Here is a 12,134-nt window from a genome sequence, read left to right as displayed (position 1 = left end):
GGCCCCGCCATGGACCTCCCCGCGATCGCCGACGCCGAGGAACTGACCTGCGACGTCCTCGTCATCGGCGGCGGCACCGCCGGCACGATGGCGGCTCTGACCGCCGCCGAGGCCGGTGCGCGGGTGCTGCTCCTGGAGAAGGCGCACGTCCGTCATTCCGGCGCTCTCGCCATGGGCATGGACGGGGTCAACAACGCGGTCATCCCGGGCCGCGCCGAGCCCGACGACTACGTCGCCGAGATCACCCGCGCCAACGACGGCATCGTCGACCAGTCCACGGTCCGCCAGACGGCGACCCGCGGGTTCGGGATGGTGCAGCGCCTGGAGTCGTACGGGGTGAAGTTCGAGAAGGACGAGCACGGCGAGTACGCGGTCCGCCAGGTCCACCGCTCCGGGTCGTACGTGCTGCCCATGCCGGAGGGCAAGGACGTGAAGAAGGTGTTGTACCGGCAGCTGCGCCGGCGTGAGATGCGGGAGCTGATCCGGATCGAGAACCGGGTGATGCCGGTCCGGGTCCTGACGTCGCCGGAGGACGGCCGGGCGATCGGCGCGGCCGCCTTCAACACCCGGACGGGCGCGTTCGTCACCGTGCGCGCGGGGGCCGTGATACTGGCGACCGGCCCGTGCGGGCGGCTCGGGCTGCCCGCCTCCGGATACCTCTACGGGACGTACGAGAATCCGACGAACGCCGGTGACGGGTACGCGATGGCGTACCACGCGGGCGCCGCGCTCACCGGCATCGAGTGCTTCCAGATCAACCCGCTGATCAAGGACTACAACGGCCCGGCCTGCGCCTACGTCGCGAACCCCTTCGGCGGCTACCAGGTCAACCGGCACGGCGAGCGCTTCGTCGACTCCGACTACTGGTCGGGCCAGATGATGTCCGAGTTCGCCGCCGAGCTCGCCTCCGACCGCGGTCCGGTCTACCTCAAGCTGAGCCATCTGCCGGAGGAGACCGTCTCCGCCGTCGAATCGATCCTGCACACCACCGAGCGGCCGACGCGCGGCACCTTCCACGCGAACCGCGGCCACGACTACCGCACCCACGACATCGAGATGCACATCTCGGAGATCGGCCTGTGCGGCGGCCACTCGGCCTCCGGCGTGCGCGTCGACGACCACGCCCGCACCACCGTGCCCCGGCTGTACGCGGCGGGCGACCTGGCCTCGGTCCCCCACAACTACATGATCGGCGCCTTCGTCTTCGGCGATCTGGCGGGAGCCGATGCCGCGCAGTACCGGCCGTACGAGGGCCCGTTGCCCGCGGAGCAGCTCGCGGCCGCTCACGAGCTCGTCTACCGGCCCCTGCGTCACCCGGACGGGCCGCCGCAGCCGCAGGTCGAGTACAAGCTGCGGCGGTTCGTGAACGACTACGTGGCTCCGCCCAAGACGGGCGCGAAGCTGTCGCTCGCCGTGGAGGCCTTCACCCGGATGGAGCGGGAGATCGGGGAGATGGGGGCGACGACCCCGCACGAGCTGATGCGCTGCGCGGAGGTCTCCTTCATCCGGGACTGCGCGGAGATGGCGGCGCGGGCCTCGCTGGCGCGTACGGAGTCCCGCTGGGGGCTGTACCACGAGCGCCTCGACCACCCCGAGCGCGACGACGCCGGCTGGCTGCACCACCTGGACCTGCGCAAGTCCCCTTCGGGGGCGATGGAGTTCACGGCGCGACCCGTTGACCCCTACCTCGTACCGGTCCCCGAGTTCGCCCCGGCGGGCGGGCCCTCGCGGCACCTGGGCGAGGTCGAGCTGGTCGGCGTGGCGCTGGCGGGTGGCGAGGCCCGGGCGGCGGCCCCCGCGAGCGTCCAGGCCGACCGGGACTCCGGGCCCGGCTCGCCCCGGATCCTCGACCTCCTCTCCCTCGCCGAGGAAGCCCCTGACCTGGAGGCCCTCCACCCCTACCTCTCCGACCCGGACCCGGCGGTCCGCGCCACGGCGGTGGCGGTGCTCGGCGAAACCGTTCCGGCGGGCGCCGGTCCCGCCCTCGGGGAGCGGCTCGCCGACCCCGATCCGGCGGTCCGCGCAGCCGCGGCAGCCGCCCTGCGCGAACTCCTGGAGGTGCTCGAACCCGACCCCGCCCTCGGTGCGGCCCTGCGGGCGGGCCTCGCGGTGGCGGACCCGGCGGTCCGGTCGTCGGCGCTCGAAGCCCTACGGGTCCTGCGGCTCGGCGAGCCCGCCCTGTACGAGCGGTCCCTGCGGGACGCCGACGTGGACGTACGCCTCCAGGCGGTGCGGGCGCTGGTCTCGGTGGACGCGGAGGGCCCGCTGGCTTCGGCCGCGGGGGACTCCTCCCGGGAGGTCCGGGTCGCCGTCGCCAAGGCCCTGGGCACCCTGCGGGCCGGCTCCGCCCTGCCGCCGCTCCTCGCGGACCCCGACGCCCTGGTCCGCGCGGCGGCCCTGGCGGCGGTGGCCCTGACCGGCGGCCACACGGAGCAGGCCGTCGCCGCCCTCTCCGACCCGGCATGGCAGGTCCGGGCCGGGGCCGCCACCGCCCTGTCCTCGGCACCCGCCGCGGTGGCCGTGTCCCCCCTCGCCCACACCCTCTCGGACCCGAACGCGGACGTCCGCAAGGCCGCCGTCCTCGCCCTGCGCACGCACCGCCCCGACCCGGCGGCGTCTGCGGCCCTGTCCACGGCCGCCTCCGACCCCGACGCGGACGTCCGCGCCTACGCCACCCGCCTGTAGCCCCACCTCCCCGCTGCGCGGGCCCCCGCCCACAGCCCCGGCTGCGACGGCCGCCGCTGCACGGGGCGAAGCTCCCCTACCCGCCCTTCCCCCGTTCCCCGGGCCGGCCCGGACCCGCGCCTCAAACGCCGGCGAGGCTGAAAGGGGGCCCCGGGCTGCGCCCGGACCCCTGGGGCTCCGCCCCAGACCCCGGTCCTCAAACGCCGGACGGCTGAAAGGAACACACCCCGGCCGGGGCGGAGATTCCCCCCCCGGTCGAGGCGGAGAATCCCCCCGGCCGGGGCTGGACATGTGGCCGGTCAGAGTCGATCGGGGTGCCCGGGGTGGGGACGGGGGTGGGGTGGGGTGTTGGTCTGGACGTAAAACGTGATTTGTGGCGCGCAAACAGGCCGCCACCCTGTCGAAGCCGATGTCAGGGCGCCTAAATCATGAGTCCAGACCAACACCCCACCCCACCCCCGGCCCCGCCCCACCCGCAGCCCGCACACAACCCACCACCCGCACACAAGCGCAGACCCCAGCCACACCCAGCCCCGCCGGCGTTTGAGGCGCAGGGGCCCGGGGGCCGGCCCCCGAAGCAGCCACCCGTCTGGCGCTCCGCCACGTGCAGCCCGCTCCCCCCGCCCGGATGGTGGACGAAAGCCCCCCAACGGCAGGAGCCCCGATGTCCCTCCGCCCCCGCAAGGCCGTCCTGACCTGCGCCGCCGCGATATCCGTCGGGCTGACGGCGATCGCCCCCGCCCACGGAGTGGACGGCCCCGCGCCCGACCCCCGCAACTCCAAGGCCATGCGCGACATGGCCACGGCCATCCGGGTGACGGCCAAGTACACGGACGAGCGCGAGGCCCTCAAGGACGGGTACGTGCCGCACGGCGAGGCCTGCATGACCAACCCCTTCGGAGCGGGCGCCATGGGCTACCACTACGTGAAGGAGGCCTACTGGGGCTCGACGGACCCCACCAAGCCGGCCGCGCTCCTCTACAGCACGGCCAAGGGCAAGGACGGCCGCCGCAAGCTGGAGGCGGTGGAGTGGATGTCCAAGGACCGGGACCAGGACTTCAAGACCACCGACGACCGCCCCACCATGTTCGGCCTCCCCTTCGACGGCCCCATGCCGGGCCACTGGGCAGGCATGCCGAAGCACTACGACCTCCACCTGTGGGCCTACCGCGAAAACCCGGCAGGCCGCTTCCACAACTGGAACACGGCCATCACCTGCCCCGCCAAGCCCGGCACCCCGACGAAGCCCACCGAAACCCACGACCACGGCCACTAGCCGGCTGAAGAGGGCCGAAGAGGGCTGAGCGCGTTCGATTTGCCATCGACAACGGCCCCCCGACCAAGGATCATGGCCAGCGTCTTTGTGGATTCTCATGCGCCTGGTGCCCTTGGGGGGGATGGGCCGTTCCGCGCGTCATGCAGTGCCGCTCCGAACCGAGATCCGCACAGCCCCTTTCCTGAAGGAATACCGCTGGTGCGTCCTACTCGTACGGGGGTCCTGCTCACCGCGGGCCTCCTCTCCGCCCTCGGAATGCCGGCGGTTCCCGCCGCGGCTGCCCCGGCGGACCTGTTCGTGAACAACAACGCGAACTCCAACTGCTCCGACACCCGCCCCGGTACCGGTACACAGAGCAGCCCGTTCTGCACTGTCCTGTCGGCGGCCAAGGCTGCCGAACCCGGCCAGACCGTACGGATCACGCCGGGCACCTACCCCGGGGCCCTCACACTGACCCGCTCCGGGGAACCGGGCAAGCCGATCACCTTTGCCTCCGCGGCAGGGACTTCCGCCAGCTTGCCGGCGGTGGCGCTGAGTGATCCGCTGACCGTGAACGGCGCCTCCCACCTGGTGTTCCGTGGGATCTCTGCGGACCGTGGCATGAAGATCGAGCGTTCCAGCGGCACCGTCATCGCATCGTCCGACCTCTGGGGCGGGCTCGTGATCGGTGCGGGAAGCTCGGACGTACGTGTCAGCCAGAGCTACGTGGACTCCGCGGAGATCGGATCCGGCGCCCAGCGCACGGTCCTCAACCGCAACACCTTCCGCAACAGCGGTTCCGGGCCCACGATCGAAGTGGTGGACGCACCCGGCACCGTCCTAGCCAACAACAACGTCACCGGCTACTGCGGCCCCGGCATCTCGGTCGGTGGCGTTTCCCCCGGAACCTCGGTGTTCAACAACGCCGTCAACGCCGCGACCCCCCAGTCCCCCTGCACGACACCTGCCGGACCGCGCCACGGTCTCCTGGTGGCGCAGAGCGCGGCGGCCGGGACCAGCGCGGACTACAACCTCCTCCTGAACCAGAAGGACGTCACGGCGGCTCCTTACCACTGGGCGGGCACCGACTACCGGACCGCCGAGGCCTTCAAGGCGGCCACCGGCCAGGGCGCGCACGACCTCCTGAACCCGGCGGACGCCAAGACCGCCCTCATCGACTCCGCCGACGCGACGGCGCCGGGCGCACTGGCCTCCCCGGACATGGGGGGGTTCGGCCCGATCGACAACCCCCTCGTGGCCAACACCGGCAAGGACGGCGGGTTCCTCGACCGCGGTGCCTACGAGACGAACGACCGCCTGACAAGCGCCTCCATGTCGGTGCTCAACAGCTGGGCGCCGGTGGGTACCACGGTGCAGGTGAATGCCTGGGCGACCACCGACTGGCCCTCCGGGATGTCGTACAGCGTGGACTTCGGTGACGGGAGCGCCCCGGTCGTCACCACCCCGAAGGACGGGTCCCTCGTGGCCGTCGCCTCGCACGTCTACAGCGCTCCTTGCGCGTGCGTGGTCAAGGTGACCGCCTCCAACGGCGCCGGGAAGAAGGTGTTCACGGAGCGGCCGGTCAAGGTGACCCCCGCCGGTCCCCTGACAGCGGCCTTCACCGCCACGCCGGTCCTGCCCACCTCGGACAGCCCGACGGAGCGCGTCTCCCCGCTGACCTTCCAGATCGACCCGTCGGCCACGGCGACACCGTGGCCGGTGAGCCGCGCCGACGTGGACTTCGGTGACGGCACCACCGCGCCCGCCACCGACCTGTCCAAGCTCACGCACACCTACCGGTCCCCGGGTACCTACACGGTGACCCTCACCACGCTGGACTCCAAGGGCGCCCAGTCCGCCGCCAAGCGCACGGTCAAGGTCGACTACGCGCCGTCCGGCTACGTCCCCGTCGGGCCGTACCGGCTCGGCGACAGCCGCGACGACACCCCCTCCATGCCGGGCGGCGCCCCGTTCTCCATGCAGGTGCCCAGGGGGCAGGACCGGACCGAGTTCCCGATCTCCGGCGGGGTGAGCGCGGTCGTCCTCAACGTGACCGTCACCGGGGCCTCGGAGGACACCCACCTCACCGTCTGGCCCGCGGATCAGCCCCGCCCGGCGACGTCGAACGTCAGCGTCCGCGCCGGCGCCACCACGTCCAACACCGTCACGGTCCCCGTCGGCGGCGGCCTGGACACGGTCCTGGCGCAGCTCAACTCCGGCTGGGCGTCGATCATCGTGGACATGGTCGGCTACTACCAGCCGAACATCGGCCAGCGCTTCTCCCCGCTCGCCCCGACCCGGGTCCTGGACACCCGTACGTCGGGCGGCGCACTGTCCGCCGCCAAGACCCGCACGGTCAAGGTCGCCGGCGTCAACGGCATCCCGGCGGACGCCAAGGCGGTCGCCCTCAACCTCACGGCCACCGGCGCCACGGAGCAGGCCCACGTCATCGCCTATCCCGATCCGGCCAAGCGTCCCGCCACCTCGAACCTGAACGTCGAGCCGGGCAAGGACAAGTCCAACCAGGCCATCGTCCCCGTCGGCCCGAACGGCACCATCACCCTGTTCACCAACAGCGGCTCGACGCACGTGATCCTGGACGCGGTGGGCTACTACGGCAAGGACGGCAAGACCCTCTTCACCCCGGCCGTGCCCAAGCGCCTCGCCGACACCCGCACCACCGGCAAGGTCGCCCCCGGCGCCACCACCACGGTCTCCGGCCTCCCGGCCAACGCCGTCGGTGCGGTCCTGAACGTCACCGCCACCGACTCCACCGGCCCCGGTTTCCTCACGGCTTACGCCTTCGGCGCCACCCGTCCCGGCGCCAGCAGCCTCAACACCCTCCCGGGCATCACCGTCCCGAACCACGTGACCACCCCCGTCGGCCCCGGCGGCAAGGTCAGCATCTTCAACAGCTACGGCGGCCCCAACCACGTGATCACCGACTTCCTCGGCTACTTCACGCAGCCGTAGGAGCACCCGGCACACCGAAGGGCCCGGCCCCCCGGAAGGGGGGCCGGGCCCTTGGTCGTGGTTCGGGCGGTCAGCGGACGAACGTGCTCGCGTTGCCCGCCAGGTCCAGGAAGTACTGCGGGGCCACGCCCAGCACCACCGTGACCGCGACGCCCACGGCGATCGTGGTCATCGTCAGCGGGGACGGGACGGCGACCGTGGGGCCGTCCGCCTTCGGCTCGCTGAAGAACATCAGGACGATCACCCGGATGTAGAAGAACGCGGCGATCGCGGACGAGATGACACCGACCACGACCAGCGCTCCCGCGCCGCCCTCCGCCGCCGCCTTGAACACGGCGAACTTGCCGGCGAAGCCGGAGGTCAGCGGGATGCCCGCGAAGGCGAGCAGGAAGACCGCGAAGACCGCCGCCGTCAGGGGCGAACGCCTTCCGAGACCGGCCCACTTGGACAGGTGCGTGGCCTCGCCGCCCGCGTCGCGCACCAGCGTGACCACCGCGAAGGCGCCGATCGTCACGAAGGAGTACGCGCCCAGGTAGAAGAGGACGGACTGGACGCCCTCCGCCGAGGTGGCGATGACACCGGCCAGGATGAAACCGGCGTGCGCGATGGAGGAGTAGGCGAGGAGCCGCTTCACGTCGGTCTGGGTGACCGCGATGACCGCGCCCGCCAGCATCGTGACGATCGCGACGCCCCACATGACCGGCCGCCAGTCCCACCGCAGGCCGGGCAGGACGACGTAGAGGAGGCGCAGGAGGGCGCCGAAGGCGGCCACCTTCGTCGCCGCCGCCATGAAGCCGGTGACCGGGGTGGGGGCGCCCTGGTAGACGTCCGGGGTCCACATGTGGAAGGGGACCGCGCCGACCTTGAAGAGCAGGCCCATCAGGATCAGCGCGCCGCCGATGAGCAGCAGTGCGTCGTTGCCCATGGTGTCGGCGAGCGCCGGGTCGATGTTGGCCACGGTGCCGTCGACGACCTCCGCGATCGCCGCGTAGGAGACCGAGCCGGCGTACCCGTAGACGAGGGCGATGCCGAAGAGGAGGAAGGCGGAGGAGAAGGCGCCGAGCAGGAAGTACTTGACGGCCGCCTCCTGCGACATCAGCCGCTGGCGGCGGGCGACGGCGCAGAGCAGGTACAGCGGGAGGGAGAAGACCTCCAGGGCCACGAACAGCGTCAGCAGGTCGTTGGCCGCGGGGAAGATCAGCATTCCGGCGATCGCGAACAGCGCGAGCGGGAAGACCTCGGTGGTGGTGAAGCCCGCCTTGACGGCTTCCTTCTCGCTCTCGCTGCCCGGTACGGACGCCGCCTGTGCGGCGAAGGAGTCCACCCGGTTGCCGTGGGCGGCCGGGTCCAGGCGCCGCTCGGCGAAGGTGAAGATCGCCACGACCGAGGCCAGGATGATGGTGCCCTGCAGGAAGAGCGCCGGTCCGTCGACGGCCAGGGCGCCCATGGCGGCGATGTGCGCCTTGGAGCTGCCGTACCCGCCGGCGGCGAGTCCGACGACCGCCGCGAAGGCCGAGGCCAGCGCGGCCACGGCGAGGAACACCTGCGTGTAGTAACGGGCCTTGCGCGGGACGAAGGCCTCGACGAGGACTCCGATGATGGCCGCGCCCAGCACGATGAGTGTGGGCGACAGCTGGGCGTACTCGATGTGCGGGGCCGGGATCTTGTCGATCGGCGCCGCGGCCGCCAGGTTCGGCAGCACGTTCTGGGCAGCAGCAGTCACGGTGCTCACTTGGCCGCCTCCCCATTCTTGGCCTCGACAGCCACTTCCGGCTTCGGGTCCGTCTGCTTCACGTCCGACATGGTGTGCTTCACCGCCGGGTTGACGATGTCGGTCAGGACCTTCGGGTAGACGCCCAGTCCGATCAGCAGCGCGATCAGCGGGGCGACCACCAGGACCTCCCGCAGGCGCAGGTCCGGCATGGTGCGGACCTCCTCCTTGACCGGGCCGGTCATGGTGCGCTGGTAGAGGACCAGCGTGTAGAGCGCCGCCAGCACGATGCCGACGGTGGCGATGATGCCGACGACCGGGTACCGGGCGAAGGTGCCGACCAGGACCAGGAACTCGCTGACGAACGGGGCGAGTCCGGGCAGCGAGAGGGTGGCGAGGCCGCCGATCAGGAAGGTGCCGGCCAGGACCGGCGCCACCTTCTGCACGCCGCCGTAGTCGGCGATGAGCCGGGAGCCGCGCCGGGAGATCAGGAAGCCGGCGACCAGCATGAGCGCCGCCGTCGAGAGCCCGTGGTTGACCATGTAGAGCGTCGCGCCGGACTGGCCCTGGGAGGTCATCGCGAAGATGCCCAGGATGATGAAGCCGAAGTGCGAGATGGAGGCGTACGCCACCAGCCGCTTGATGTCCCGCTGCCCGACCGCGACCAGCGCGCCGTAGACGATGCTGATCAGGGCCAGGACCAGGATCACCGGCGTGGCCCACTTGCTGGCCTCGGGGAAGAGGCCGAGGCAGAAGCGCAGCATCGCGAAGGTGCCGACCTTGTCGACGACCGCGGTGATCAGGACGGCGACCGGGGCCGTGGCCTCGCCCATCGCGTTCGGCAGCCAGGTGTGCAGCGGCCACAGCGGGGCCTTCACCGCGAAGGCGAAGAAGAAGCCGAGGAACAGCAGCCGCTCGGTGTTGGTCGCCATGTCGAGCGTGCCCGCGGCGCGGGCGGCGGCGATCTCCTGGAGCGAGAAGTTCCCGGCCACCACGTACAGCCCGATGACCGCGGCCAGCATGATCAGGCCGCCGACCAGGTTGTAGAGGAGGAACTTGACCGCCGCGTACGAGCGCTGCGCGGCCGCGTTCTCGTCGGACCCGGAGTGGGCCCGGTCCCCGAAGCCGCCGATGAGGAAGTACATCGGGATGAGCATGGCTTCGAAGAAGATGTAGAAGAGGAAGACGTCGGTGGCCTCGAAGGAGATGATCACCATCGCCTCGACCAGCAGGATCAGGGCGAAGAAGCCCTGGGTCGGCCGCCAGCGGGACGAGTGCGTCTCCAGCGGGTCGGCGTCGTGCCAGCCGGCCGCGATCACGAAGGGGATCAGCAGGGCGGTGAGGCCGATCAGCACCACCCCGATGCCGTCGACGCCCAGTTCGTAGCGGACGCCGAAGTCGGCGATCCAGGACCGGGATTCGGTGAGCTGGTAGCGGTCGCCACCGGGCTCGAAGCGGACCGCGACGAGCACGGCCAGGGCCAGGGTCGCCAGCGAGAAGAGCAGGGCGAGCCATTTGGCGGCGGTCCGGCGGGCGGCCGGGACGGCCGCCGTCAGGATCGCACCGACCGCGGGGACCGCGGCCGTCACCGTCAGAAGCGGGAAACTCATCTCACACCGCCCTCATCAGCAGGGTCGCGGCGATGAGGATCGCCGTGCCCCCGAACATCGAGACCGCGTAGCTGCGGGCGTAGCCGTTCTGCAGCTTGCGCAGCCGGCCCGACAGCCCGCCGACTCCGGCGGCCGTGCCGTTGACCACTCCGTCGACCAGGCTGTGGTCGACGTAGACGAGGGAGCGGGTCAGGTGCTCCCCGCCGCGGACCAGGACCACGTGGTTGAAGTCGTCCTGGTAGAGGTCCCGTCGGGCCGCCCGGGTGAGGAGCGAGCCGCGCGGGGCGACGACCGGGACGGGCTTCCTGCCGTACATCGCCCAGGCGATGGCGACGCCGATGACGAGGACCACCATGGTGGCTGCGGTGACCGTCGTGGCGCTGATCGGCGGGTGTCCGTGCTGGTGTCCGGTGACGGGCTCCAGCCAGTGCAGGAAGCGGTCGCCGATGCCGAAGAACCCGCCCGCGAAGACCGAGCCGAAGGCAAGGACGATCATCGGGATGGTCATGGACTTCGGGGACTCGTGCGGGTGCGGTGCGTGGCCCTCGGCATCGGGCTGCCAGCGCTTCTCGCCGAAGAAGGTGAGGAGCATGACGCGGGTCATGTAGAAGGCGGTGATCGCCGCGCCGAGCAGGGTCACCCCGCCGAGGATCCAGCCCTGGGTGCCGCCCTTGGCGAAGGCGGCCTCGATGATCATGTCCTTGGAGAAGAAGCCGGACAGGCCGGGGAAGCCGATGATCGCCAGGTACCCCAGTCCGAAGGTGACGAAGGTGACCGGCATGTACTTCCGCAGGCCGCCGTACTTGCGCATGTCGACCTCGTCGTTCATCCCGTGCATCACGGAACCAGCGCCGAGGAAGAGGCCCGCCTTGAAGAAGCCGTGCGTGACCAGGTGCATGATCGCGAACACGTACCCGATGGGGCCGAGGCCGGCCGCCAGGATCATGTAGCCGATCTGCGACATCGTCGAGCCGGCGAGGGCCTTCTTGATGTCGTCCTTCGCGCAACCGACGATCGCACCGAAGAGGAGCGTGACGGCGCCGACGACGGTGACCACGAGCTGCGCGTCCGGGGCGCCGTTGAAGATGGCACCCGAGCGGACGATCAGGTAGACGCCGGCGGTGACCATGGTCGCGGCGTGGATGAGGGCCGAGACCGGGGTCGGGCCCTCCATCGCGTCCCCGAGCCAGGACTGGAGCGGCACCTGGGCCGACTTGCCGCAGGCGGCCAGCAGCAGCATCAGGCCGATCGCCGTCAGCTTGCCCTCGGAGGCGTCGTCCGCCGAGCCGAGGACCGGGCCGAAGGCGAAGGTCCCGAACGTGGTGAACATCAGCATGATGGCGATCGAGAGGCCGATGTCGCCGACGCGGTTGACCAGGAAGGCCTTCTTGGCCGCGGTGGCCGCGCTGGGCTTGTGCTGCCAGAAGCCGATCAGGAGGTACGAGGCGAGGCCGACGCCCTCCCAGCCGAAGTACAGCAGCAGGTAGTTGTCGGCGAGGACCAGCAGGAGCATGGCCGCGACGAACAGGTTGAGGTAGCCGAAGAAGCGGCGGCGCCGCTCGTCGTGCTCCATGTAGCCGATGGAGTAGATGTGGATGAGCGTGCCCACGCCGGAGATCAGCAGGACGAACGTCATCGACAGCTGGTCCAGCTGGAAGGCCATGTCGGCCTGGAACCCCTCGACGGGGATCCAGGTGAACAGCCGCTGGTGCAGGGTGCGGTCCTCGGCTCCGCGGCCGAGCATGTCGGCGAAGAGGACGACGCCGGTCCCGAAGGAGGCGGCGGCGAGCAGGGTGCCGAGCCAGTGCCCCACCTTGTCGAGGCGGCGGCCGCCGCAGAGCAGCACCACCGCTCCGAGCAGGGGCGCCGCGATCAGCAGCACAATCAGGTTCTCCACTGT

General features: G+C 71.2%; 6 protein-coding genes. 3 read left to right on the top strand and 3 right to left on the bottom strand.

The genetic code is table 11. From position 1 onward, the window contains the following. Positions 1-9 precede the first annotated feature (9 nt). The 3 genes from ACZ60J_RS19690 to ACZ60J_RS19680 all read left to right on the top strand — a co-directional run bounded on the left by ACZ60J_RS19690 (position 10) and on the right by ACZ60J_RS19680 (position 6,913). Positions 10-2,685, top strand: a complete 2,676-nt coding sequence (locus ACZ60J_RS19690; RefSeq protein WP_469683453.1) for a fumarate reductase/succinate dehydrogenase flavoprotein subunit — start codon at positions 10-12, stop codon at positions 2,683-2,685. A gap of 664 nt (positions 2,686-3,349) precedes the next feature. Continuing rightward, positions 3,350-3,961 carry a hypothetical protein gene (locus tag ACZ60J_RS19685; protein ID WP_469683451.1) on the top strand — a complete coding sequence of 204 codons (612 nt, stop codon included), beginning with the start codon at positions 3,350-3,352 and terminating at the stop codon, positions 3,959-3,961. Positions 3,962-4,159: 198 nt separating this feature from the next. Next, positions 4,160-6,913 carry a PKD domain-containing protein gene (locus ACZ60J_RS19680; protein ID WP_469683449.1) on the top strand — a complete coding sequence of 918 codons (2,754 nt, stop codon included), beginning with the start codon at positions 4,160-4,162 and terminating at the stop codon, positions 6,911-6,913. Between the two features lie 70 nt (positions 6,914-6,983). On the opposite strand, the gene nuoN is transcribed toward ACZ60J_RS19680, so the two are convergent. From nuoN to nuoL, 3 genes are read right to left on the bottom strand one after another with little or no spacing between them, the layout of a single operon-like run. After that, positions 6,984-8,603: an NADH-quinone oxidoreductase subunit NuoN gene (nuoN, locus tag ACZ60J_RS19675; RefSeq protein WP_469684085.1), complete on the bottom strand. Its 1,620-nt coding sequence runs from the start codon at positions 8,601-8,603 to the stop codon at positions 6,984-6,986. Positions 8,604-8,641: 38 nt separating this feature from the next. Continuing rightward, on the bottom strand, positions 8,642-10,234 hold the full coding sequence (locus ACZ60J_RS19670) for an NADH-quinone oxidoreductase subunit M (RefSeq protein WP_469683447.1): 1,593 nt from the start codon (positions 10,232-10,234) through the stop codon (positions 8,642-8,644). 1 nt (position 10,235) lies between these two features. Further along, on the bottom strand, positions 10,236-12,131 hold the full coding sequence (nuoL, locus tag ACZ60J_RS19665) for an NADH-quinone oxidoreductase subunit L (RefSeq protein ID WP_469683445.1): 1,896 nt from the start codon (positions 12,129-12,131) through the stop codon (positions 10,236-10,238). Positions 12,132-12,134 lie beyond the last annotated feature (3 nt).

This window comes from Streptomyces sp. NPDC104226 (genome assembly GCF_055584085.1).
Note: the sequence above shows the minus strand (reverse complement) of the source record. Positions and strands in the feature narration are given on the sequence as shown.